Genomic DNA, 23,079 nt, shown 5'->3' on the forward strand with positions numbered 1-23,079 from the left:
CCGAGTCGGGTCCCGCCCCCGTCCCGTCAAACGGCCGGGAGAAACGCCGGTTTCGGCCGCCCCGCACCGGCGTGTCGGCCAGAATCTCCCGCGTTCTTCACGCGTAACAGTCGGGCCTCCCCCGCGCGCACCGGCGAGAATGGGCGGATGGACTGGCAGACCTCCGAAGACACCGTGCCGTCGGCACCGGTGACGGAGGCCGATGCCCGACTGCTTCTCGGTCGCCCGCCCGCGACCGGTGCGTGGCGCGACGGCGACCCGGTCGGCGACCGCCAGTTCGCGGCATTCGGGGCGTTCCGCACCGAGGGCGGTGGCGAGCTTCCGGCGTACCGCCTCGCGTTCGAGACGTGGGGCGAGCTCAATGCCGCGAGGGACAACGCCGTGCTCGTGCTCCACGCGCTCACGGGCGACAGCCACGTGCGCGGGGCGGCCGGGCCGGGGCATCCGACGTCCGGCTGGTGGGACGACATCGTCGGCCCCGGTGGCCCGATCGACACCGACCGCTGGTTCGTGGTGGCGCCGAACATGCTCGGCGGATGCCAGGGCTCGACGGGTCCGGCGAGCATCGCGCCCGACGGCTACGAGTGGGCGTCGCGGTTCCCCTACCTCACGATCCGCGACCAGGTCGCCGCGCAGGTGCGTCTGGCCGACGCGCTCGGGATCGACGTGTGGGCCGCGGTCGTGGGCGGGTCGATGGGCGGCATGCACGCGCTCGAGTGGGCGGTCGGCTTTGCCGACCGCGTCGAGCGGGTCGGCATCCTGTCGGCTCCTCCGGTGAACACGGCCGACCAGATCGCCCTCAACTCGGTGCAGCTCGAGGCGATCCGGATCGACCCGCGCTTCCAGGGCGGCGAGTACTACGACGCGGCCGACGGCGACGGACCGTCCCGCGGCCTCGCACTGGCGCGGCGCATGGCACTGCTCAACTACCGCTCGCCCACGGAGCTCAACCAGCGATTCCAGCGGTCGTGGCAGTCCGGCGTCAGTCCGCTCGGGCACGGCGGGCGGTTCGCGGTCGAGTCGTACCTCGACTTCCACGGCAACAAGTTCACGCGCCGCTTCGACGCGAACAGCTACATCGCGCTCGTCGAGGCGATGAACTCGCACGACGTCGGCCGCGACCGCGGCGGCATCGAGGACGCCCTCGCGCGCGTCACCGCGACGGCGCTCGTGCTCGGCATCGACACCGACCGCCTCTTCCCGATCGAGGGGCAGCATCGCATCGCGCGCGGCATCCGGCGCACGCTCGACGGCGACGGCGCGGTCGTGCTCACGAGCGACTTCGGACACGACGGGTTCCTCATCGAGACGCACCGCGTGGGTGCGCACGTGCGTCGGCTGCTCGAGTCCTGACTCACCCCTCGCGCGTGTACCGCCACGGCAGCGCGCCGATCTCGAGTCGGTGACGGGATGCCGCGGCTGCGGCATCCGGTCCGTACTCGGCGTCGTCCTGCCACAGCAGGATCGGCCCCTCGGCTCCGCGTCGTGCGACGGTCTCGAAGTGCTCGCTGCCGGCGAGCCGCGCCGACGACAGCGCGGATGCCGCGTCCGGGTGCGCGGTCAGCCCGTGCAGCGTGACCCAGGTCGGCGGGTAGAGGGTCAGCTCGCCGCGGCCGTGCCGCGCGAGGAGCTCGGCCGGCTGCGCCCACTCCGCCGCAACGGCCTCGTCGGGCTGCAGGTGCAGGTCGCCCGGCGGTGCCTCGGCGACGAAGAACCAGGTGCGGATGCGCAGCGCGATGCCCGGCGGTGGGTCCCAGCGCGACAGGGTGACGAGCGCTCCGGGGTCGACCTCGAGGCCGGTCTCCTCGCGGGTTTCGCGCACGGCTGCCCGGCGCGCGGACCCCTCCTCGGCCTCGACGCGGTCGGCATCCTCGATCTTGCCCCCGGGGAACACCCACGCTCCCGCGAACGATCCGCGCTCGGGGCGTTCGAGCAGCAGGACTTCAGGACCCTCGGCCCCATCGCGCAGAAGCACGACCGTGGCGGCGACGGGGATGTCGGGATCCGACGCGTCCGCCGCGGTGCGGTCGCGGGCCTCGGCGATCGAGTCGGCGACGGCGCGCGCGGCGCGGTCTGCGGGGGTCTCCTCCGGCACCCGACCACTCTAGGCCGGGCCGGTCGACCTGCCGTCCCTGGGCCGATGCCCCGGGCCGGAGTCACGCACGCCCGAGCCCGTCGCAGGACCACGAAAGAGCCCCGCCCGCCGGCGTCACGCGTCGCGGTGCTCCTCGATCGCCGCCTCGAGGCGCTCGACCTTGCCGTCGAGTTCGCCGGTCCAGCCCGGACGGATGTCGGCCTTCAGCACCAGCGACACGCGCGATCCGAACGGCATCACCGCATCGGTGGCGCGGCGCACGACATCGAAGACCTCGTCCCACTCCCCTTCGATCTCGGTGAACATCGACGTCGTGCGATGCGGCAGCCCGCTGTCGCGCACGACGCGCACGGCGGCGGCGACCGCGTCGTGCACCGAGCCGTCGGCGTTGCCGGTGCCGCTGGGAGCGACGGAGAAGGCGACGAGCATGAGGAACCTCCGTGGGTGGATGGATTCAGCGGGATGGACGAACGAGGATGCCGCGGCGGACCGACGCGACGGCAGTGACCGCCCACGCGAGCAGCGCCACCAGCAGCAGGTTGCGAAGCGTGAGCACGGTCGCGGCGAGCGGGTCGGCGGCGATGAGCCGGTCGTAGAGCAGCGGGTAGACCAGCTGCGTCAGCAGCGCCGCGCCGAGCGCGACGATCGCGGGCGCGCGCCAGCGGCGGCGATCGAGCACGAGCCCGAGCGCGATCGGCGCGATGAGCCAGGTCTGGAACTGCGGCGAACCGACCTTGTTGAAGACGATGAGGACCAGCACGAGGGCGAGAGCGAGCGGCGGGAAGAGGGACGCGAACGACGCGCCGCGCCAGGCCTTGAGCGCCCCCAAGCCGGCGACGGCGATCACCGCGACCGCGAGGAGCGGCGTCATCGCCGCGATCACGGCATCCACTCCCGGACCGGTCACCTGGAACGTCAGGATGTCGACGTCGTAGAAGACCGATGCCCCCTCCACGCCCGCCACGGCCTGCCAGAGGTACCAGCCCGCGACCGGAGCCTCGAGCTGCAGGCCCCGGCCGGTCTGCCCGGCGACGAACCCGAACGCGTGGGCGCCGCCTCCCGCGGCGAAGATCGCGACGAGCGTGAGCGCCGACACGAGCGCGGCGCCCGCGAGCACGGAAATGCGCCGTCGCACCGCGATCACCGCGGCGGCGAGCAGGGCCGCCGGCCACACCTTGATCCAGGTCGCGACCGACAGCAGGATCGACGCGACGAGCGGCCTGCCCACGAGCCACAGCACGCCCGCCATCGCCAGCGGCACCGTGATCGCGTCGAGGCGGTACATCCCCACGGGGCCGAGCAGCAGCGCGAACGCGAGCCAGAACGCCGCCGCGGCCGTCCGGCCGATCGACCTGCCGCGGCCGACGAGCATCGCGAACGCCAGGGCGTCGAGGGCCGTCACCAGGATCGCCCACGCGATCAGGTATCCGCCGAGCCCGTGGATCCCGAACGCGAGCACGAGCGGCACCATCGCGAGCTGCGGATACACCCAGTCCTCGGCGATGCCCATGACCCAGCCGCCCTCCACGGCGGCCCGCACCCACGGCTCGTACACGAGCGTGACATCGCCCATCGGGTTGTTGGGCAGGACGAAACCCAGCCACGCGACCGCGAGGTGGACGAGCACGAACGCCCCCCACAGCCCCGCGCGCCTCGACATCCTGTCATCCTATTTCCGCGTCACTGCGGCCCCGGCCCGCGCCGGGCGGGGGACGGATGCCTCACCCGGCGCCGAGGCAGGCGCCGACCGCGCTCGGCAGCTCCTCCGCCACGTCCAGGGCGGTGACGGGGCCGCCGTCCCGCGCGGCGGATGCGAGACGCGCGGCCTGGCCGTGCAGCCACGCGCCGGAGGCGGCGAGCGCGGCGAGGGACGAGGCATCCACTTCTCCGTGGGCGGCGGCCGACGCGACCAGCGCGCCGATGACGCCCCCCAGCACGTCGCCCGTCCCCGCGGTCGCCAGCCACGGCGTGCCCGCCGACACCTCGATCACGTCGCCGTCGGGCGTCGCGACCACCGTCGTCGCACCCTTGAGGAGGACGACCGCGCCCGTCGCGGCGGCGGTCTCGCGCGTCGCGGCGACACGGTCGGAGGAGTCGGATCCGAGGCCGAGGGCCTCGCGCAGCCGGGCGTGCTCACGGTCGTGCGGCGTGAGGATGCGGGGAGCGGTCGCGCCGACCGCGAGGTCGAGCGCCCCCGCGTCGACCACGACAGGCACCTCGCCGTGCAGCAGGCCACGCAGCGCGTCGGTCTCGGCGGACGAGCGGCTGCGCGCGTCGGTGCCCGACCCGATCAGCCACGCCTGCACGCGCCCGTCGGCGGCCACCGTCTCCGGTCTGCGCGCGAGCACGAGCGCCGTCGGCCGCTCCGCGCCGAGGTAGCGCACCATCCCGAGCCCGGTGCGCCACGCCGCCTCGACGCCGAGCACCGCCGCGCCGGGGTAGTCGTCCGAGCCGGTGCGGATGCCGAGCACCCCACGGGAATACTTGTCGTCCGAGGCCGTTGGCCTCCGCAGGACGCGTCCGGCGTCCGCCGCCGCCCAAGACCGGGTCATGGCGCCACCCTACCCGCGGAGACTCCCCCACATGACCAGGCTCTTCACCCCCCTCTCGCTGCGCGACGTCACCGTGCGCAACCGGCTCTGGGTGGCGCCGATGTGCCAGTACAGCGCCGTCGAGGGGGTGCCGCAGGAGTGGCACCACACCCATCTGGCGCAGTTCGCATCCGGCGGCGCCGGGCTCGTGATCACCGAGGCGACCGCGGTCTCACCGGAGGCGCGCATCTCGCCCGAGGACACCGGGCTCTGGAACGACGAGCAGCGCGACGCGTGGCGGCCGATCGTCGCCGCTCTCCGTGCCCGCGGCGCGGTGGCCGGCGTGCAGCTCGCCCACGCGGGCCGCAAGGCGTCGACGTGGTCGCCGTTCTCGGGACGCCGCGGCACCGTCGCCGAAGCCGACGGCGGCTGGACCACCGTCGCCCCCTCGACGATCGCGTTCGACGGCTATGCCGAGCCGATCGCCCTGGACGCCGCCGGCATCGACCGCGTCGTCGCCGACTTCGGCAGCGCCGCGCGCCGCGCGATCGAGGCCGGATTCCAGGTGCTCGAGATCCACGCGGCCCACGGATACCTTCTGCACCAGTTCCTCTCGCCCCTGTCGAACCGGCGCGAGGACGAGTACGGCGGCTCTCTCGAGAACCGCGCGCGGCTGCTCCTGCGCGTCATCGAGTCGGTGAGGGATGCCGCGCCCGCCGTCCCGCTCCTGGTGCGGTTCTCCGCCACGGACTGGGCCGACGGCGGATGGGATGTCGAGCAGACGGCGACCGTCGCCGGCTGGGCGGCCGAGCGCGGCGTGGACCTCTTCGACATCTCCAGCGGCGGCCTCGTCGCCCATCAGCGGATCACGACGGGTCCCGGCTATCAGGTCGACCTGGCCGCGCACGTGCGCCGGACGGCCGGGGTCGCCGTGAGCGCGGTCGGCATGATCGACGACGCCGCCCAGGCCGAGCGCATCCTGGCCGCCGGCGACGCCGACGCCGTCATGTCGGGCCGAGAGTGGCTCCGCGACCCGCACTACGCCCTGCGGGCGGCGACCGAGCTCGGCGCCGACATCGACTACTGGCCCGCGCAGTACCTCCGCGCACGGCGCTGAGCCGCGGCATCCACCGGCGTCACCTCCCGAGGCCGCGACGCGTCGCGTCCTGCACCTCGCCGATGAGCTCCTCGATGATGTCCTCGAGGAAGAGCACCGCCGTGGTCTCGCCCGCCTGGTTGCGCACCTGAGCGAGGTGGCGTCCGGCCCGGCGCATCACCGCCAGCGCATCCTCCAGATCGGTCGTCTCCAGGACGGGCACCATGTGGTGGATGCGCTTCGGCGGGATCGGCCGCACCACGTCGGCGGTGGCATCCGGTCCCTCCGCCGCCCGCAGCACGTCCTTCAGGTGGACGTACCCGAGCGGCGCGCCGTCGGCGTCGACGATGACGTAGCGCGAGAACCCGTGCTTGGACACGGCGCGCTCGATCTCGTCGGGCGTCGTCGACTCGGGCAGGGTCACGAGGTCCGCCAGCGGGACGGCGATGTCGGCGGCCTTCTTGTCCGTGAACTCGACGGCGGCCGCAACGGTGCCGGCGAGATCGTCGAGGACTCCCTCGATGCGCGACTGGTTCACGATCGTGGCGACTTCCTCGAGCGTGAACGTCGAGGCGGCCTCGTCCTTCGGCTCGACGCGGAAGAGACGGACGATGTGGTTCGCGATCCAGTTCAGCGTCACGATCACGGGATGGAACACCTTCGACACCCACACGAGCGGGGTCGCGAGCATGAGCACGGCACGGTCGGGCACCGAGAACGCGAGGTTCTTCGGCACCATCTCGCCGAACACCACGTGCAGGTACGACACGAGCAGCAGGGCGATCACGAAGGCGACGGTGTCGACCGCGGCTTCGGACCAGCCCGTGAGACCCAGCGGCTCCGCCAGCAGGTGATGGATCGCGGGCTCCGAGACGTTCAGGATCAGCAGCGAGCAGATCGTGATGCCGAGCTGGCTGGTCGCGAGCATGAGCGTCGCGTGCTCCATCGCGTAGAGCGCGGTCTTGGCCGAGCGCGAGCCCTTCTCGGCCAGCGGCTCGATCTGCGAGCGGCGGGCCGAGATGACGGCGAACTCCGCGCCGACGAAGAACGCGTTCGCGATCAGCAGCACCACGAGCCAGGCGATTCCCGCCCAATCGTTCATCGGGACTCACCCCCCTCGGCCGCGGCCGCTTCGTGCGGCATCGGCGTGGGGATGAAGCGCACGCGATCGACGCGGCGCCCATCCATCCGCTGCACCTCGATCGTGCCGTCCTCCGTCTCGATGCGGTCGCCGACCACGGGGATCCGTTCGAGCACGCTCATGATGTAGCCGCCGACGGTGTCGTACACGTCGCCCTCGGGAATGCGGATGCCGGTGCGGTCGAGCACCTCGTCGGGCCGCAGCTCGCCGGGGAAGAGCACGGTGTCCTCCACGCGCACGATCCCCGCGCGCCGGCGGTCGTGCTCGTCGAGCACCTCGCCGACGATCTCCTCGACCAGGTCCTCGAGCGTGACGACGCCGGCCGTGCCGCCGTACTCGTCGACCACGACGGCCATCTGGTACCCGCGGGCCCGCAGCTCCGAGACCAGCGCGTCGAGGTGGACGGCCTCGGGCACCCGCAGCGGCTCGGTCGCGAGCGCACCCGCCGGGACGTCGCGGCGACGGTCGCGCGGCACGCCGACGGCCGCCTTGAGGTGGACGATGCCCGTGATGTCGTCCATCGAGTCGTCGTACACCGGGAACCGGCTGTGGCCGGTGCGCCGGGCGAGCTGGATCACGTCTTCAGCGGAGTCGGCCGCCGCGACGGCGTGGATGCTGGGGCGCGGGGTCATGACGTCGGCCGCGCTGAGACGGGAGAAGGTGAGGCTGCGGTCGAGCAGCGACGCGGTGTCCTCCTCGAGGACCCCGGCGCTCGCGGAGCGCCTCACCAGGCTCGAGAGCTCCTCGGCCGTGCGCGCGCCCGAGAGCTCCTCCTTCGGCTCGATGCCGACGGAGCGCAGCACGCCGTTGGCGCTGCCGTTGAGCACGAAGATCGCCGGGCGGAACACGGTGGTGAAGGCCACCTGGAACGGCATCACGAGCTTGGCGGTCTGCCGGGGAACCGCCAGCGCGAAGTTCTTCGGGACGAGCTCGCCGATGATCATCGAGAAGATCGTCGCGATCGAGACCGCGATGAACACGGCGAGCGGGCTCACGAGTCCCTGCGGCAGGCCCCATGCGGTGAACACCGGGCGCAGCAGGTTCGAGATGGCCGGCTCCATCGTGTAACCGGTGAGGAGGGTGGTCAGCGTGATGCCCAGCTGCGCGCTCGACAGATGGGTCGAGGTGATCTTCAGCGCGCTGATCGTCAGCGACAGTCGCGATTCGCCGGCGGCCCGTCGCGCTTCGAGATCGGCTCGGTCGAGATTGACCAGCGCGAACTCGCTCGCGACGAAGAGTCCGGTTCCGACGGTGAGCAGGAGCCCCACGCCCAGCATGACGTAATCCATCACGCGTCACCCCCGATCGAACGGGAGTCGGGTCGGTGGGGCGATCGTCTGCAACTAGGAGGGTCGTCCATCGTGCCGACAAGTCTAAGGCAGTCCGATGCGCCGCGCCGCGGCATCCGTCCTCTCCCGCGCCAGGCGCACGTCGACGCACTGTGCGCAGTTGCAGCGAGGCACGTTGCCGGAATGCGCGCCCGAGCGGATGCCCCGGCCCGTCAGGCTCGACTCCTCCCCCGCGGGCGGGCGGCGTTCGCCGTCCACCGGGTTCGTGCGATAGGAGAATCGAGAGGATGCCGCGGCACAGCATTGATGCATGTCGTGGCTCCTCACCCCACCGCTCGTCTCGATCGTCCGCCGCGGAGACGCCCTCGACCCCGCCGCCGAAGACCGGCGAATCGGACGGCTGGTGCGCGCGGGCGTGCTCGTGAGAGTGACCCGCGGCTCGTTCGCGCCGGCCGAAGAGTGGGCGGCGCTCAGCCCGATGGCCCGGCATGCGCAGTTCGTGTGGGAGGTCGCAGCGCGGATGTCACCCGGCGCCGTCTTCTCACACACCTCCGCTGCGGCACTCCACGGAATGGACCGGATCGGCCCGTGGCCCGACTATGCGGAGATCGGCGGTGAGACCACGATGGGCAACTCGGGCGTGATCCGACGCCGCCGCCGCGCGATTGACGCTTCGGAAGCCGCGGTGTGGCAGAGGCATTTCGTGACGACGCCGACCCGGACGGCGATCGACTTGGCCGCGACCGGCTACCTCGACGGGGTCGTCGCGGCCGACCAGGCTCTGTGGACGCGGCGGCCCGGAGGCGCGCTGGCTACAAGCGCGGACCTTCTCCGGGCGGCGGAGACCTTCGCAGGACGCGCCGGCGCGCGAGTGCTGCGCGTCGCGGCCTTCGCGCGTCCCGGGTCCGACAGCGTGCGCGAGTCGCACAGCCGGGTGCTGATCGCCGCCCTGGGCTTCCCGGAGCCCGAGCTGCAGCATCCGATCCACCTCCCCGGCGGCCGCGCCTTCACCGACTTCTGGTGGCCCGAGCATCACCATGCCGGTGAGTTCGACGGCACCGGGAAGTACACCGACCCCCGGCTGCTGCGCGGGCGGACGCCCCGCCAAGCCCTCCTCGCCGAGAAAGACCGCGGCGATCAGATCCGTCGGCAGGTGCGTGCCCTCAGCCGCTGGCGCACGCCCGACCTGGAGCGGCCGGCCCGGCTGTATGACATCCTCCGCGGTGACGGTCTACCCGCCAGCCGAGCGCGGCCCGGTCGCTGACGGGCCCGGCGCGATTTGCCCTTCGGTGCGCGGCTGCATCTGCGCATTCAGCGGGAAGGGGCGCATCGCCGAGCCCGCCCCCCGACCCGCACCCGCCGTCGGGCTACCAGCTGACCGGGAGGGCCTTGCCCTCCTCGTACCCGGCCGCGGACTGCAGGCCCACGCGCGCGCGGTCGCGGAACTCCGCGACGGTGGACGCTCCGGCGTAGGTGAACGACGACCGCACGCCGGACGTGATCATGTCGAGCAGGTCCTCGAGGCCGGGGCGCAGCGGGTCGAGGTAGATCTTCGACGACGAGATGCCCTCGGCGAAGAGCTCCTTGCGCGCCAGCTCGTACGGGTCGAGGCGGCCGAAGCGCTCATGCACGGCCTTCGTCGAGGCCATGCCCCACGACTCCTTGTACGCGCGTCCCGCCTCGTCGACCTGCAGCTCGCCGGGAGCCTCGATGGTTCCCGCGAACCACGAGCCGATCATGACGGATGCCGCGCCCGCCGCGAGCGCGAGGGCCACGTCGCGCGGATACCGCACCCCGCCGTCCGCCCATACGTGGGCTCCCATGATCCGGGCGGCCTCGGCGGTCTCCAGCACGGCCGAGAACTGCGGGCGTCCGACGGCCGTCATCATGCGCGTCGTGCACATGGCTCCCGGTCCGACGCCGACCTTGAGGATGCTCGCGCCGGCCGTCACCAGGTCGTGCACACCCTCCGCGGTGACGATGTTGCCCGCGGCGATCGGGATGCCGAGATCGAGATCCGCGACGGCGCGGAGGGCGCGCAGCATCCCCTCCTGGTGACCGTGGGCGGTGTCGACGACGAGCACGTCCACGCCGGCGGAGGCGAGCGCCTTCGCCTTCGCGGCGACGTCGCCGTTGATGCCGACGGCCGCCGCGACGATCAGGCGGCCCGAGGCGTCGACGGCGGGGCGGTAGAGGGTCGAGCGCAGCGCACTGCGCCGCGACAGCGTGCCGACGAGGTGGCCGTGGTCGACCACGCACACCGTCTCGGCGCCGGCGGCCACGATGACGTCGAACGCGTGCCGTGCGCTCTCGATGTCGACGGCGTCGACGGATGCGGCGCGCCCCCGTGCGAGGTCGCCGAGGCGTGCGTCCGGCAGAGCGGTGCCCAGGCGCGTGGCGGGCACCACGCCGAGGATGTCGACGACGTCGACACGGCCCGACGACGCGTCGGCCACGACGATGCCGTGGCCCTCGGTCGCCGGGAGCAGCCGCGCCGCATCGGCCACCGTCGCGTCGGGCGGGAGGACGAGGGGGGTGTCCCACGGCACCGGCTGGGCCTTGACCCAGCGGATCGCGGCATCCAGCTCCTGCAGCGGCATGTCCTGAGGGAGCACCCCGAGCCCGCCGCGACGGGCGAGGGTCGCCGCCAGGCGCGCGCCGGTGACCGAGTTCATGTTCGCCGATACGAGCGGAACGGTGGCGGTGGTGCCGTCGCCGGGCGACAGATCGACGTCGAGGCGGCTCGTGATCTCGGACCGTCGGGGGACGAGGAAGACGTCCGAGTAGGTGAGGTCGACATCGGGCTGAGCGCCGTAGAACTCCATGTGGAGAAATCGTACTGACAGTTCCTGTGCGCCAGGCGGTGCGCGAGCTTTCGCCGTGAGCGCTCACGCCCCCGACCGGCCCCTCAGACTGGGTTAGGCTTGAGAGTCGTGCGCGAAGGCCCTCCGGTCCGTCGCGTCTCCCACAATTTCACCGATGAAAGCAGGCGATTCAGCGTGTCGAGCCAGGTGACGGGCGTCGGGGTTTCGAATGAAGGAGAATTCGGAGCCAACGAGTGGCTCGTCGACGAGCTGTACGAGCAGTTCAAGATCGACCGGAACTCCGTCGACAAGGCCTGGTGGCCTGTTCTCGAGGCCTACCACCCGGTAGACGAGGCGGCACCCTCCGGCAAGCCGGACGCACCAGAAGTGCCGGCCGCGCAGGCCTCCGAGGCCGCTGTGCCGTCCGCCGCTGGCGCCACCACCGACGAGCCTCGCCCCGTGACGGCTCCCGTGCCCGTCATCGGCAACCAGCCCGTCGCGCGCACCACCGCGCGGCCGGCGGCACCGCAGCCCATCCCCGCCCAGGCGCCGAAGTCGCTCCCCTCCGAGGCGGTCGAAGCCGGCGAAGACCAGGTCACCGTCCTGCGCGGCATGCCCAAGACTCTCGCCGCCAACATGGACGAGTCGCTGACCGTCCCGACCGCGACGAGCGTGCGCACGGTCCCGGCGAAGCTGATGATCGACAACCGCATCGTCATCAACAACCACATGTCGCGCACGCGCGGCGGCAAGGTCAGCTTCACCCACCTGATCGGCTGGGCCATCATCCGGGCGCTCAAGGAGTTCCCGAGTCAGAACGTGTTCTACGCCGAGATCGACGGCAAGCCGTCGGTCGTCGCGCCGGCGCACGTGAACCTCGGCATCGCGATCGACCTCCCCAAGCCCGACGGGACGCGCGCGCTCCTCGTCCCGAGCATCAAGCGCGCCGACCAGCTGACGTTCGGCGAGTACCTCACGACCTACGAGGACCTCGTCTCCCGCGCGCGCAACAACAAGCTCACGGCCGCCGACTTCCAGGGCACGACGATCTCGCTCACGAACCCCGGCGGCATCGGCACCGTCCACTCCGTCCCGCGCCTCATGAGGGGGCAGGGCTGCATCGTCGGTGCCGGCGCCCTCGAGTACCCCGCCGAGTTCCAGGGCGCCAGCGAGAAGACGCTCAACGAGATGGCGATCGGCAAGACGATCACCCTCACGAGCACGTACGACCACCGCGTCATCCAGGGCGCCGGGTCCGGCGAGTTCCTCAAGAAGGTGCACGAGCTGCTCATCGGGCAGCGCCACTTCTACGAGGACATCTTCGCCGCCCTCCGCATCCCGTACGCGCCGATCCACTGGGCTGCCGACATCAACGTCGACCTCGCCGAGCGCGTCGACAAGCAGGCTCGCGTGCAGGAGCTCATCAACTCGTTCCGCGTACGCGGTCACCTCATGGCCGACATCGACCCGCTCGAGTACGTCCAGCGCACCCACCCCGACCTCGAGATCGAGCAGCACGGACTGACGTTCTGGGACCTCGACCGGGAGTTCGTGACGGGCGGCTTCGGCGGCAAGCGCACGATGAAGCTGCGCGACATCCTCGGCGTCCTGCGCGACTCGTACTGCCGCACCATCGGCATCGAGTACATGCACATCCAGGACCCCGAGCAGCGCAAGTGGTTCCAGGAGAACGTCGAGCAGAAGTACCAGAAGCCCGGCCACGACGAGCAGCTGCGCATCCTCGACAAGCTCAACCAGGCCGAGGCCTTCGAGACGTTCCTGCAGACGAAGTACGTCGGCCAGAAGCGCTTCAGCCTCGAGGGCGGCGAGTCGCTGATCCCGCTCCTCGACGAGATCCTGCAGGGCGCGGCCGAGGCGGGCCTCGACGGCGCCGCGATCGGCATGGCCCACCGCGGGCGCCTCAACGTGCTCACCAACATCGCGGGCAAGACCTACGGCCAGGTGTTCCGCGAGTTCGAGGGGTCGGTCGCGATCGGCTCCAAGAGCGGTTCGGGCGACGTGAAGTACCACCTCGGCACCGAGGGCACCTTCGTCGCCGACCAGGGCAAGCAGCTCCCGGTGTATCTCGCGGCCAACCCGTCGCACCTCGAGACGGTCGACGGCGTGCTCGAGGGCATCGTCCGTGCGAAGCAGGACCGCAAGCCCATCGGCACGTTCTCGTGGCTGCCGATCCTGGTGCACGGCGACGCCGCCTTCGCCGGACAGGGCGTGGTCGTCGAGACGCTCCAGATGTCGCAGCTGCGCGGCTACCGCACGGGCGGCACTGTGCACGTCGTCGTCAACAACCAGGTCGGCTTCACCACCACGCCCTACGACGGACGCTCGTCGGTGTACGCCACCGACGTCGCCAAGACGATCCAGGCGCCGATCTTCCACGTGAACGGCGACGACCCCGAGGCCGTGACGCGGGTGTCGCAGCTCGCGTTCGCGTACCGTGAGCGGTTCCACCGCGACGTCGTGATCGACCTCGTCTGCTACCGCCGCCGCGGCCACAACGAGGGCGACGACCCCTCGATGACGCAGCCGCTCATGACGAACCTCATCGAGGCGAAGCGCTCGGTCCGCCGCTTGTACACCGAGGCGCTCGTGGGTCGCGGCGACATCACCGAGGAGGAGTACGAGAAGGCCAAGCAGGACTTCCAGAACCGCCTCGAGATCGCGTTCGCCGAGACGCATGCGGCCGAGACGGGCTCGTCCCAGATCGTCCAGCCGGATGCCGCGGCCGACGAGCCCGCCGTCGGGGAGCCCGACACCACCGGCGTGAGCCGCGAGGTCGTCCACCTCATCGGCGACGCGTTCGTGAACAAGCCCGAGGGCTTCACGGTCCACACGAAGCTGCAGCAGCTCCTCGACAAGCGGCTCGACATGAGCCGCAACGGCTCGATCGACTGGAGCTTCGGCGAGCTGCTCGCCTTCGGCTCGCTGCTCCTCGAGAAGACCAACGTTCGACTGGCCGGCCAGGACGCCCGTCGCGGCACGTTCGTGCAGCGCCACTCCGTCCTCCATGACCGGGCCAACGGGCAGGAGTGGATCCCGCTGACCAACCTCGCCGACGATCAGGGCCGGTTCTGGGTCTATGACTCTCTGCTCAGCGAGTACGCGGCGATGGCGTTCGAGTACGGCTACTCGGTCGAGCGCGCCGACTCGCTCGTGCTGTGGGAGGCCCAGTTCGGCGACTTCGCCAACGGAGCCCAGTCCGTCATCGACGAATTCATCTCGTCGGCCGACCAGAAGTGGGGCCAGCAGTCGAGCGTCGCTCTGCTGCTCCCCCACGGCTACGAGGGCCAGGGCCCCGACCACTCCTCCGCCCGCATCGAGCGGTACCTGCAGATGTGCGCGCAGGACAACATGACCGTCGCCCGCCCGTCGACCCCGGCGTCGTACTTCCACCTGCTGCGCCGCCAGGCCTACGCGCGTCCGCGTCGCCCGCTCGTGGTGTTCACGCCGAAGGCGATGCTGCGCCTGCGCGGGGCGACCAGCCCGGTCGAGGACTTCCTCACCGGCCGTTTCGAGCCGGTGCTGGATGACAACCGCGGCATCGACAAGAGCGCCGTCACGCGGGTGCTGCTGCACTCCGGCAAGATCCACTGGGACCTGCGCGCAGAGCTCGACAAGAACCCCAACCCGGGGATCGCGCTCGTGCGGCTCGAGCAGTTCTATCCGTCGCCGGTCACCGAGCTCAACGCCGTCGTCGACCAGTACCCCGACGCGGAGCTGGTGTGGGTCCAGGACGAGCCCGAGAACCAGGGCGCCTGGCCCTTCATCGCGCTCGAGATCAGCAAGCACCTCAACGGTCGCACCGTCCGACGCGTGTCCCGCGCCGCCGCGGCGTCGACCGCGACCGGCTCGCCGAAGGTCCACGCCGCCGAGCAGGCCGAGATCATGAAGCAGGCGCTGACGCTGTAGCGAGCTCGACCACGCTCAGACCGGATCGACGTCCGCGCGCTCGAATGCGGCGGCCGCGGCATCCATCGACGCCTCGCGATCCAGCGGGACCAGGCCGAGTCGCGTGCGGCGGTCGAGCAGGTCGTCGACCCCGAGCGCGCCCTCGACTGCGATCCCCCACTGCAGTTCCTGCGCTGTCACACCGTGCGCGCCACCCGGGCCGTCGGGCAGCGACGCCGCGAACGGAGCCTCGGCTCCGTATCGCCGCACGAATCGCGCGGGGGCCGCGATCTCTGATGCCCGTTCGCGCGGCCACGCGCCGACGAGCGGGATGCCGCGCGTGCGCGACGGACGCGCCGGAAGCGACGGGTCGCGGCGGATCACGGCATCGACCGCGTCCTCGGCCATACGGCGGTAGGTCGTGAGCTTCCCACCCACGACGCTGAGCAGCCCGGACCCGGACTCGATGATCGCGTGTCTGCGGGACAGATCGCTCGTGTCGGCATCGGCGGCCCCCTCGGCTCCTCCCGCGAGGAGGGGCCGCAGCCCGGCGAAGGTCGCGAGGACGTCGTCGCGCGTGAGGGGCTCGGCGAGCACCGTGTTCACCGTCGACAGAAGGGACGCGATCTCGGGCTCGCTCGCCTCGGGGACCTCGGGCACCGTGGCCGCCGCCGGCACGTCGGTGAGACCGATGTAGGCGCGTCCGTGGGGTGCGGGAAGCGTGAAGACGAAGCGGCTCGACGATCCCGGGACGGGCACCGTGAGCGAGGCATCCGCTCCCCCGAGCCGGTCCGCGCTCACGACGAGGTGCGTGCCGCGGCTGGGGCGCAGCAGCGCCCCGGGGTCGAGCTCGCCCGCCCAGACTCCCGTCGCGCCGACGATCGCGCGCGCCTGTACGGCGAACTCCTCGCCCGTCAGGGCGTCCCGGAGTCGCGCCGTGTCTCCCGTCGCCGACAGCGCCTCGACGCGCGTGAGGACGGATGCCCCGTACCCGGCGGCCGTCCGCGCGACGGCGATCACCAGCCGCGCGTCGTCGATGAGCTGCCCGTCCCAGCCGCGCAGGCCGCCGCGAAGTCCATCGGCCCGGACGGCGGGCACGAGCCGCAACGTCTCGGCTCGCCCGATCGGGCCGGGCGGACCGAGCACCGATCCGGGCGTCCCGACCACGCGGCGGAGCCCGTCGCCGAGGCCGTAGCCGACGCCGACGAATGCACCGCGGCGCACGTGACCGGGCGCGTACAGCGGCACGACCTGCGCGAGCGCGCGCGTGAGGTGAGGGGCGAGGCGCGTCATGAGCAGGTGACGCTCGGCCGCGCTCTCATGGGCGATCGCGAACTGGCCCGTCGCGAGGTACCGCAGTCCGCCGTGCACGAGCTTGGAGCTCCACCGGCTCGTCCCGTGCGCGAGGTCGTGGCGCTCGACCAGGGCGGTGCGCAGTCCGCGGCTGGCGGCATCCAGCGCGATCCCGGCCCCCGTGACCCCGCCGCCGATGACGAGCACGTCCACGGGCGCGCCGTCGGCGAGCGCCCGCAACTCGCGCGCGCGGCGTGCCGCGTTCAGCGCGGTCGGGTGGGGCGTGCGGCCGACGAGCCTCACTGCGTCCTGCCCGGGGCGAGGTACCCGCGCAGCGCGGCAGCGAGCTCGGTGCGCCAGCGCTCGTCGGGCAGCCACTCGGCGACGAGGGGCGCCGACTGCACCGCCGATTGCGCGATGAGGAGGACCATGGCGGCCAGCGACTCGGGATCGCCCGGGCGGACGAACCCTGCGCTCTGCCCCGCGCGGAGCCGCCGGCTGGTCTCGGCGACGATGGCCCGCTGACTCGTGCCGAGCCGGTCCAGGATGTACCGCGCGAACAGCTCGGGGTCCGTGTCGCGCAGGCGCTCCACGAGCGGCATGCGACGCACGCGATCGGCCGTCTCGACGAGGAGCCCGACGAGCTCGTCGATCGTGCCCGACTCGGCCGCGGTTGCGGGAAGCGCGGCGAGGAGCTCGCGCGTGACCAGCGCGGCGAAGATCGCCTGCGCGTCCGGCCAGTAGCGGTAGAGCGTCTGCCTCGACACGGCAGCACGCCGCGCGATGTCGGAGACCGTGGTGCGGCGGATGCCGTGGGCGAGCACCTCGGCGAGCGCGGCGTCGAGGATCGCGGTCTCGGTGGCGGCGACTCCGTCGGTCATGTGACAACCATACAGAATGTGTCATACTGTCGCCATGACCGCGACGGCGCCCTCTCCCGATCCCGTGCCGCGTCCGCTGGCCGTTCCCCCACCGGGCCCCCGGTCGGAGTGGGACGCGTGGGGCACCGAGCCCGCCCGCCTGCCCGCCGGCGCGAAGGCGATCCTCGCGACCCTCCTCCCCGGGAAGGCCCACCCGGTGCCGCGCCGCAGCGCTCCGGTGCTCACACCCTCCCTGTTGACGGACGACGACGCCGCCGCCCTCCGCGCCGTCGTCGGCGAGGACGGCGTCGTCACGGGCGACGAGGAGCGGATGCTGCACCTCGGCGGCAAGAGCACCCCCGACCTGCTGCGCCGCCGCCTCGACGAGCCGCAGTCGGCGCCCGACGCCGTCGTGCTCCCGGGCGATCACGAGCAGACGTCGGCCGTGCTGACCCTCTGCGACCGCCTCGACATCGCTGTGGTCCCGTTCGGGGGCGGCACCTCCGTCGTCGGCGGCGTGGACCCCGACCGCGGCGCGCACCGCGCGGTGATCGCCCTGGACCTCCGCCGGACGGCGGCGCTCCTCGACCTCGATGAGGTCTCGCTGCTGGCGACCTTCGGCGCCGGCACGACCGGGCCCCAGGCGGAGGAGCTGCTCGGCGACCGCGGGTTCACTCTCGGACACTTCCCGCAGAGCTTCCACCACGCCTCGATCGGCGGCTACGCAGCAACGCGCTCCAGCGGGCAGGCCTCGCGCGGCTACGGTCGCTTCGACGATCTCGTGCACGCGCTGCGCATCGCGAGCCCCGCGGGAGACCTCGCGCTCGGACGCGCGCCCGCGAGCGCCGCCGGTCCCGATCTGCGGCAGCTGTTCCTCGGGTCCGAGGGAGCGTTCGGCGTCCTCACCGAGGTCACCGTGCGCATCCGGCCGCGTCCGGCGGCCACCGCCTACGCCGCGTGGACCTTTCCGGACTTCGAATCCGCAGCGGCCGCGTTCCGCGAGGCGACGCAGCGCGGCATCCGTCCCACGGTCCTTCGGCTCAGCGACGAGACCGAGACCCGCGTCAACGCCGCGATGGGCGGGCACCTCACGCGCCTCTCCGGATGCCTCGCCGTGGCCACCTTCGAGGGCGCCGACCACTCCGAAGCCGAGCGCGCTCGCGACGAGGTCGACCGGGTCTTCGCGCGCCACGGCGGGAAGTCCCGCGGCGAGGGGCCCGCGCAGTCCTGGGAGCGGGGACGCTTCGCCTCCCCCGCACTGCGCGACACGCTCCTCGACGCCGGCGTGCTGGCCGAGACGCTCGAGACCGCCGCGACATGGGCGGGGCTCCCGGGTCTCAAGGCCGCCGTGACGGCAGCCCTGTCGGCCTCGCTTTCCGCCGCCGGAACGAAGCCGATCGTCCTGTGCCACATCTCGCACGTCTACCCCGCCGGTGCGTCGCTCTACTTCACGGTCGTCGCGGCGCTCACCGAGACCCCGCAGCAGCAGTGGGCGGAGGCGAAGGATGCCGCCTCCCGCGCGATCGTCGAGGCCGGCGGCACGATCAGCCATCACCACGCCGTCGGCCGCGACCATCGGCCCTACCTCGAAGCGGAGGTCGGCACCCTGGGGATGGACGTGCTGCGAGCGGTCAAGGCGGTGCTCGACCCGCGGGGCATCATGAATCCCGGAGCGCTCGTCGCCGACACGCCCGACCGGCGGGAGCCGTCCGCGTGAGGATCGCACTGCTGGCGAACCCGGCCGCCCGCTCGGGGGCGCGCACCGGCGCCGCCATGCGGGCCGCGGAACGGCTCCGCACGCACGGCGTGCAGACCGCGATCGTCAGCGGCGGAAGCGCTCTGGAGTCGTCCGAGCTGCTGCGCGCGGCGATCGACGCCGGGGTCGACGCAGTGGCCGTCGCCGGCGGCGACGGGACGGTGCGCCTCGCGATCCAGCACCTGGCCGGCACCGGCATCCCGCTCGGCATCATCCCGACGGGCACGGGCAACGACTTCGCCGCGGCGCTCGGTCTGCGCGAACTCGACGTCGAGACGGCCGCCGACGCGATCGCGGCGGGGACGACCCTCGACGTCGACCTCGCGAGGGTCCTGCGCGACGACGGCACGGCGGAGCACTTCGCCACCGTCCTCGCCAGCGGCTTCGACTCGCGGGTGAACGACCGGGCCAACGCGATGACCTGGCCGCGCGGCGGCTCGCGTTACACCATCGCGATCCTGCGCGAGTTCGTCACCCTCGCGGGCATGCCCTACGTGGTCGAGTTCGAATCGGCCGACGGGGCGCGCGAGCGCGTCGAGAGCGACCTCGTGATGGCGACCGTGGCGAACGGCCGCACCTACGGCGGCGGCATCCCGATCAGTCCCGACGCCGACCCGACGGACGGGCTGCTCGATCTGGTGCTGGTCCGCCCGGCCGGTCGGGCCCGCCTGCTGCGCCTCCTGCCGAGGGTGTACCGCGGCACGCACGGCACCGTTCCCGAGGTCGCGATGCACCGGGTGCGCTCGGTGCGGATCGTGTCGCCGGGGGTCACGGGCTATGCCGACGGCGATCCGATCGGAGCGCTTCCGCTCACGGTGGATGTCGCGCCCCGCGCGCTGCGCGTGTTCATTCCGGCGGTCTGACCGGTCCGGGTCAGTGCGTGGCCTGGACGGCCCGCAGCCTGGCGAGCACCTGGTCGCGAAGCTCCTCCGGCGCCGTCTCCTTGCACGCGCGCGCCACGACCTCGGTCAGGGTGCGCGCCACGAGCGCTTCGTCGCGGCATCCCTCGCAATGCTCCAGATGCTCGGCGATGTCGGTGTGCTGGGTCTTGCACACCTCGTTGCGGAGATACTCCTCCAGGTCGCGCCGCGCCTTCTCACAGCCGCAGTCGGTCATGTCGTGCTCCTCGTGGCGGCGCTGATGCCGCGCTCTTTCGCGTAGTCGGCCAGCAGTTCACGGAGCATTCGCCTGCCACGGTGCAGGCGGCTCATGACCGTGCCGATCGGGGTCTTCATGATGTCGGCGATCTCCTGGTAGGCGAAGCCCTCGACGTCCGCGAGGTACACCGCCAGCCGGAAGTCCTCCGGGATGGACTGCAGCGCGTCTTTGACGACCGACGCGGGCATGTGGTCGATGGCCTCGGCCTCCGCCGATCGCGTGCTGGTCGCGGTGGTCGACTCGGCGCCGCCGAGCTGCCAGTCCTCGAGCTCGTCGATCGTGCCCTGGTAGGGCTCGCGCTGCTTCTTGCGATAGGTGTTGATATAGGTGTTCGTCAGGATGCGGTAGAGCCACGCCTTGAGGTTCGTCCCCTGCGTGAACGTCTTCCACGAGGCGAAGGCCTTCACGAAGGTCTCCTGCACGAGGTCGGCGGCGTCCGCGGGGTTGCGGGTCATGCGCATCGCGGCGGCGTACAGCTGGTCCATGAAGGGCAGTGCCTGCTCTTCGAACTGCGCACGCGGGTCTTCCACCTGCTCGATAGGGTCGCTCATCACGCGCAAGTCTACGGTGGGCACCTCCTCCGCACCCGAGAAGTCCCATGACGTCGCCTCGAGGTCGAGGCGGTCCAGGGTGGCGATCATCCGGCTCCACTTCCGTCGTCGATTCCGGCCCGTCGGGGCGCGGTTCAGTAGGGTAGAACCCGATGACAGGCAGCGGCTATTCCCCCAGCTCCGCGCCGGACGGGCGCGGACCCTGGCGCGCTCCCGTCGCCGCAGGCCCCCTCCACGCCACCGTCACCGTGCCCGGGTCGAAGTCGCTGACCAATCGCGAGCTCATCCTCGCGTCCCTCGCCGACGGGCCGAGCAGGCTGACCTCACCCCTTCACTCCGACGACTCCGACCGCATGATCGACGCGCTGCGCGCGCTCGGGGTGCGCATCGAGCTCGAGCCGGGATCCGGCCGATTCGGTCCCGACATCCTCGTCACGCCCGTGTGGCCGCTCCACGGCGACTCCATTGTGGACTGCGGCCAGGCCGGTACCGTGATGCGGTTCGTCGCGGCCCTGGGCGGATTCGCGCGCGGCGACGTCACCCTCACCGCCCACGAGAGCGCCCTCCACCGTCCGATGGGCGCGATGATCTCCGCGCTGCGCGAAGTGGGCGTCGACATCGACGACGGCGGTCACTGGGCCCTGCCCTTCGTCGTGCGCGGTCACGGACACGTCCGCGGCGGCGAGGTCACGATCGACGCGAGCGCGTCCAGCCAGTTCGTCTCGGGCCTGCTGCTGGCCGCGCCGCGCTTCGACGTGGGACTGCACCTTCACCACTCGGGCGCGCGGCTGCCCAGCATCCCCCACATCGACATGACCGTCGAGGCCCTCGCCCACCGCGGTGTGCACGTGGAGCGACCCGCTCAGGGCGAGTGGATCGTGCCCGCGGGCGCGGTCCGCGGCAAGGATGTGGCCATCGAGCCCGACCTGTCCAACGCGGCCCCGTTCCTCGCCGCGGCCATGGTCGCCGGAGGCTCGGTGTCGGTGACCGGCTGGCCCGCCCACTCGACCCAGCCGGGGGCGATGCTCACCGAGATCCTCGCGCTCATGGGCGGCAGGGTCCAGCGTCGCGGCGGTGCCCTCACCGTCACCGCCGGCAGCGGAATCCAGGGCGTCGACCTCGACCTGTCTGCCGCAGGGGAGCTGACCCCCACGATCTTCGCGCTCGCGGCGTTCGCCGATTCGCCGTCCACCCTGCACGGCATCGGGCACATCCGAGGTCACGAGACCGACCGCATCGCGGCGCTCGTGACGGAGCTGCGCCGGCTCGGCGGCGAGGCCGACGAGCTGCCGGACGGCATCCGCATCGTTCCGCGTCCGCTGCACGGGGGTGTCTGGCAGGCTCATCACGATCACCGCATGGCGACGACGGGCGCGCTGATCGGCCTCGCCGTCCCCGGGGTCGACGTCGACGACATCGGCACGACGGCCAAGACCATGAGGGAGTTCCCCGAGCTGTGGGACGCCATGCTCGAGGACGGCGGAGACGCGGCCACCCACGATGCGGAGACGATGCGGGCATCGTGAGCTGGCTCGACGATCTCGACGACGACGACGAACCCGAGTTCGACGAGGCGGACGTGCGCGTCCGCCCGAACCCGAAAGCCAACCGACCCCGCACCAAGCGGCGTCCCGCACATGCCGACGCGCGGATCGCCCGCGTGCTCGGCGTCGACCGCGGGCGCTACACGGTCCTCGTCGACGAAGACCTCCCCGATGAGCGCGCGATCCTGGCCGTCCGAGCGCGCGAGCTGCGCAAGACCCCGATCGTCACCGGGGACCGCGCGCGCGTGGTCGGCGACACCACGGGTGACGAGGGCACGCTCTCGCGGATCGTCGGCATCGAGGAGCGCACCTCGCTGCTGCGGAGGAGCGCCGACGACACCGACCAGGTCGAACGGGTCATCGTCGCCAACGCCGACCAGATGCTGGTCGTCGTGGCGGCGGCCGACCCCGAGCCCCGCGCGCGGCTCGTCGACCGCTACCTCGTCGCGGCGCTGGACGCCGGGATCCGCCCCCTTCTCGTGGTGACCAAGACGGATCTCGCCGACCCGGCGGAGTTCCTCGCGCACTTCGAGGGTCTCGAGCTCGAGGTCTTCACGAGCGGACGCGAGGAGATGCCGCTCGATCGCATCGGTGCCGCGCTCGTCGGGCACTCGACGGTCTTCGTCGGCCACTCCGGGGTCGGCAAGTCGACCCTCGTGAATGCGCTCGTGCCCGAAGCCCGGCGTGCAACCGGCCACGTCAACGAGGTGACCGGCCGCGGTCGTCACACCTCGAGTTCGACGGTGTCCCTGCGGTACGTCGGAGAGCGCGGCACGGGCTGGGTCATCGACACCCCCGGTGTCCGGTCGTTCGGTCTCGGCCACGTCGACACCGCGAACATCCTGCGCGCCTTCACCGACCTCGACGAGATCGCCCAGGAGTGCCCTCGCGGCTGCACGCACCTTCCCGACGCCCCGGACTGCGCCATCGTCGAGGCGGTCGCGGAGGGACGCCTCGGACCGGGCGGGCCCGCGCGGCTGGACTCCTTGCAGCGTCTGCTCGAGACCTTCGCCAAGCGCGACGCCGCCGGGCCGACACGCGACGCCGCAGGCTGA

19 protein-coding genes are annotated in these 23,079 nt (G+C 72.1%); 8 read left to right on the top strand and 11 right to left on the bottom strand.

Going from position 1 to position 23,079, the window contains the following annotated elements:
* Positions 1 to 147: 147 nt before the first annotated feature.
* Positions 148 to 1,353 carry a homoserine O-acetyltransferase MetX gene (gene metX / locus ACFQ0P_RS01260; RefSeq protein WP_204979922.1) on the top strand — a complete coding sequence of 402 codons (1,206 nt, stop codon included), beginning with the start codon at positions 148 to 150 and terminating at the stop codon, positions 1,351 to 1,353.
* A gap of 1 nt (position 1,354) precedes the next feature.
* Here metX and ACFQ0P_RS01265 read toward each other — a convergent pair whose 3' ends face one another.
* From ACFQ0P_RS01265 to ACFQ0P_RS01280, 4 genes are all read right to left on the bottom strand, one after another.
* The gene (locus tag ACFQ0P_RS01265) at positions 1,355 to 2,095 is read right to left on the bottom strand and encodes an NUDIX hydrolase (protein ID WP_204979923.1); all 741 of its coding nucleotides are present in this window, start codon (positions 2,093 to 2,095) and stop codon (positions 1,355 to 1,357) included.
* Positions 2,096 to 2,209: 114 nt separating this feature from the next.
* Positions 2,210 to 2,524, bottom strand: a complete 315-nt coding sequence (locus tag ACFQ0P_RS01270; RefSeq protein WP_204979924.1) for a thiamine-binding protein — start codon at positions 2,522 to 2,524, stop codon at positions 2,210 to 2,212.
* A gap of 25 nt (positions 2,525 to 2,549) precedes the next feature.
* Positions 2,550 to 3,755, bottom strand: coding sequence for a hypothetical protein (locus ACFQ0P_RS01275; RefSeq protein ID WP_204979925.1), 1,206 nt, complete (start codon positions 3,753 to 3,755; stop codon positions 2,550 to 2,552).
* 61 nt (positions 3,756 to 3,816) lie between these two features.
* Entirely contained in the window at positions 3,817 to 4,647 is an 831-nt protein-coding gene (locus ACFQ0P_RS01280) for an ADP-dependent NAD(P)H-hydrate dehydratase (protein WP_204979926.1), read from the bottom strand.
* A 31-nt stretch (positions 4,648 to 4,678) separates the two neighbouring features.
* Here ACFQ0P_RS01280 and ACFQ0P_RS01285 point away from each other — a divergent pair, with 31 nt between their 5' ends.
* Positions 4,679 to 5,743 (top strand): NADH:flavin oxidoreductase/NADH oxidase, encoded by a 1,065-nt coding sequence (locus tag ACFQ0P_RS01285; RefSeq protein WP_204979927.1) that lies wholly within the window; start codon positions 4,679 to 4,681, stop codon positions 5,741 to 5,743.
* Between the two features lie 19 nt (positions 5,744 to 5,762).
* Here ACFQ0P_RS01285 and ACFQ0P_RS01290 read toward each other — a convergent pair whose 3' ends face one another.
* A complete protein-coding gene (locus ACFQ0P_RS01290; protein ID WP_204979928.1) occupies positions 5,763 to 6,824 on the bottom strand; it encodes a hemolysin family protein in 1,062 nt (353 codons plus the stop codon).
* Positions 6,821 to 8,152, bottom strand: coding sequence for a hemolysin family protein (locus ACFQ0P_RS01295; RefSeq protein ID WP_204981484.1), 1,332 nt, complete (start codon positions 8,150 to 8,152; stop codon positions 6,821 to 6,823). Before ACFQ0P_RS01295 ends, ACFQ0P_RS01290 begins: the two co-directional genes overlap by 4 nt.
* Before the next feature lie 310 nt (positions 8,153 to 8,462).
* Between ACFQ0P_RS01295 and ACFQ0P_RS01300 the strand changes: the two genes are divergently transcribed.
* Positions 8,463 to 9,416, top strand: coding sequence for a type IV toxin-antitoxin system AbiEi family antitoxin domain-containing protein (locus ACFQ0P_RS01300; protein ID WP_204979929.1), 954 nt, complete (start codon positions 8,463 to 8,465; stop codon positions 9,414 to 9,416).
* A 103-nt stretch (positions 9,417 to 9,519) separates the two neighbouring features.
* Here the strand turns inward: ACFQ0P_RS01300 and guaB1 are convergent, their stop codons facing one another.
* Positions 9,520 to 10,977 carry a GMP reductase gene (gene guaB1 / locus ACFQ0P_RS01305; protein WP_204979930.1) on the bottom strand — a complete coding sequence of 486 codons (1,458 nt, stop codon included), beginning with the start codon at positions 10,975 to 10,977 and terminating at the stop codon, positions 9,520 to 9,522.
* A gap of 174 nt (positions 10,978 to 11,151) precedes the next feature.
* Here guaB1 and ACFQ0P_RS01310 point away from each other — a divergent pair, with 174 nt between their 5' ends.
* Positions 11,152 to 14,883 carry a multifunctional oxoglutarate decarboxylase/oxoglutarate dehydrogenase thiamine pyrophosphate-binding subunit/dihydrolipoyllysine-residue succinyltransferase subunit gene (locus ACFQ0P_RS01310; RefSeq protein WP_204979931.1) on the top strand — a complete coding sequence of 1,244 codons (3,732 nt, stop codon included), beginning with the start codon at positions 11,152 to 11,154 and terminating at the stop codon, positions 14,881 to 14,883.
* Positions 14,884 to 14,898: 15 nt separating this feature from the next.
* Here ACFQ0P_RS01310 and ACFQ0P_RS01315 read toward each other — a convergent pair whose 3' ends face one another.
* Positions 14,899 to 16,458, bottom strand: coding sequence for a glycerol-3-phosphate dehydrogenase/oxidase (locus ACFQ0P_RS01315; protein WP_378771097.1), 1,560 nt, complete (start codon positions 16,456 to 16,458; stop codon positions 14,899 to 14,901).
* Entirely contained in the window at positions 16,455 to 17,036 is a 582-nt protein-coding gene (locus ACFQ0P_RS01320; RefSeq protein ID WP_204979932.1) for a TetR/AcrR family transcriptional regulator, read from the bottom strand. The genes ACFQ0P_RS01315 and ACFQ0P_RS01320 overlap by 4 nt, the downstream gene beginning before the upstream one ends.
* Before the next feature lie 34 nt (positions 17,037 to 17,070).
* On the opposite strand from ACFQ0P_RS01320, the gene ACFQ0P_RS01325 reads away from it, so the two are divergent.
* Positions 17,071 to 18,732, top strand: coding sequence for an FAD-binding oxidoreductase (locus ACFQ0P_RS01325; RefSeq protein WP_204979933.1), 1,662 nt, complete (start codon positions 17,071 to 17,073; stop codon positions 18,730 to 18,732).
* Positions 18,729 to 19,634 (top strand): diacylglycerol kinase, encoded by a 906-nt coding sequence (locus tag ACFQ0P_RS01330; protein ID WP_204979934.1) that lies wholly within the window; start codon positions 18,729 to 18,731, stop codon positions 19,632 to 19,634. Before ACFQ0P_RS01325 ends, ACFQ0P_RS01330 begins: the two co-directional genes overlap by 4 nt.
* A gap of 10 nt (positions 19,635 to 19,644) precedes the next feature.
* Here ACFQ0P_RS01330 and ACFQ0P_RS01335 read toward each other — a convergent pair whose 3' ends face one another.
* Together ACFQ0P_RS01335 and ACFQ0P_RS01340 are read right to left on the bottom strand one after the other, a co-directional pair.
* Positions 19,645 to 19,887 (bottom strand): zf-HC2 domain-containing protein, encoded by a 243-nt coding sequence (locus ACFQ0P_RS01335; RefSeq protein WP_204979935.1) that lies wholly within the window; start codon positions 19,885 to 19,887, stop codon positions 19,645 to 19,647.
* Entirely contained in the window at positions 19,884 to 20,480 is a 597-nt protein-coding gene (locus ACFQ0P_RS01340) for a sigma-70 family RNA polymerase sigma factor (RefSeq protein WP_204981486.1), read from the bottom strand. The genes ACFQ0P_RS01335 and ACFQ0P_RS01340 overlap by 4 nt, the downstream gene beginning before the upstream one ends.
* Positions 20,481 to 20,632: 152 nt before the next feature.
* On the opposite strand from ACFQ0P_RS01340, the gene aroA reads away from it, so the two are divergent.
* The gene (aroA, locus tag ACFQ0P_RS01345) at positions 20,633 to 22,006 is read left to right on the top strand and encodes a 3-phosphoshikimate 1-carboxyvinyltransferase (protein WP_204979936.1); all 1,374 of its coding nucleotides are present in this window, start codon (positions 20,633 to 20,635) and stop codon (positions 22,004 to 22,006) included.
* Positions 22,003 to 23,079: a ribosome small subunit-dependent GTPase A gene (gene rsgA / locus ACFQ0P_RS01350; RefSeq protein ID WP_204979937.1), complete on the top strand. Its 1,077-nt coding sequence runs from the start codon at positions 22,003 to 22,005 to the stop codon at positions 23,077 to 23,079. Before aroA ends, rsgA begins: the two co-directional genes overlap by 4 nt.

Source organism: Microbacterium insulae (assembly GCF_042677065.1).
GTDB lineage: Bacteria > Actinomycetota > Actinomycetes > Actinomycetales > Microbacteriaceae > Microbacterium > Microbacterium insulae.

Excerpts from the sequence above, each read along its gene's own strand:
- metX (WP_204979922.1), top strand. The coding sequence starts at position 148 with ATGGACTGGCAGACCTCCGAAGACACCGTGCCGTCGGCACCGGTGACG.
- ACFQ0P_RS01270 (WP_204979924.1), bottom strand. The coding sequence starts at position 2,524 with ATGCTCGTCGCCTTCTCCGTCGCTCCCAGCGGCACCGGCAACGCCGAC.
- ACFQ0P_RS01275 (WP_204979925.1), bottom strand. The coding sequence starts at position 3,755 with ATGTCGAGGCGCGCGGGGCTGTGGGGGGCGTTCGTGCTCGTCCACCTC.
- ACFQ0P_RS01280 (WP_204979926.1), bottom strand. The coding sequence starts at position 4,647 with ATGACCCGGTCTTGGGCGGCGGCGGACGCCGGACGCGTCCTGCGGAGG.
- ACFQ0P_RS01285 (WP_204979927.1), top strand. The coding sequence starts at position 4,679 with ATGACCAGGCTCTTCACCCCCCTCTCGCTGCGCGACGTCACCGTGCGC.
- ACFQ0P_RS01290 (WP_204979928.1), bottom strand. The coding sequence starts at position 6,824 with ATGAACGATTGGGCGGGAATCGCCTGGCTCGTGGTGCTGCTGATCGCG.
- ACFQ0P_RS01295 (WP_204981484.1), bottom strand. The coding sequence starts at position 8,152 with ATGGATTACGTCATGCTGGGCGTGGGGCTCCTGCTCACCGTCGGAACC.
- ACFQ0P_RS01300 (WP_204979929.1), top strand. The coding sequence starts at position 8,463 with ATGTCGTGGCTCCTCACCCCACCGCTCGTCTCGATCGTCCGCCGCGGA.
- guaB1 (WP_204979930.1), bottom strand. The coding sequence starts at position 10,977 with ATGGAGTTCTACGGCGCTCAGCCCGATGTCGACCTCACCTACTCGGAC.
- ACFQ0P_RS01320 (WP_204979932.1), bottom strand. The coding sequence starts at position 17,036 with ATGACCGACGGAGTCGCCGCCACCGAGACCGCGATCCTCGACGCCGCG.
- ACFQ0P_RS01325 (WP_204979933.1), top strand. The coding sequence starts at position 17,071 with ATGACCGCGACGGCGCCCTCTCCCGATCCCGTGCCGCGTCCGCTGGCC.
- ACFQ0P_RS01335 (WP_204979935.1), bottom strand. The coding sequence starts at position 19,887 with ATGACCGACTGCGGCTGTGAGAAGGCGCGGCGCGACCTGGAGGAGTAT.
- ACFQ0P_RS01340 (WP_204981486.1), bottom strand. The coding sequence starts at position 20,480 with ATGAGCGACCCTATCGAGCAGGTGGAAGACCCGCGTGCGCAGTTCGAA.
- aroA (WP_204979936.1), top strand. The coding sequence starts at position 20,633 with ATGACAGGCAGCGGCTATTCCCCCAGCTCCGCGCCGGACGGGCGCGGA.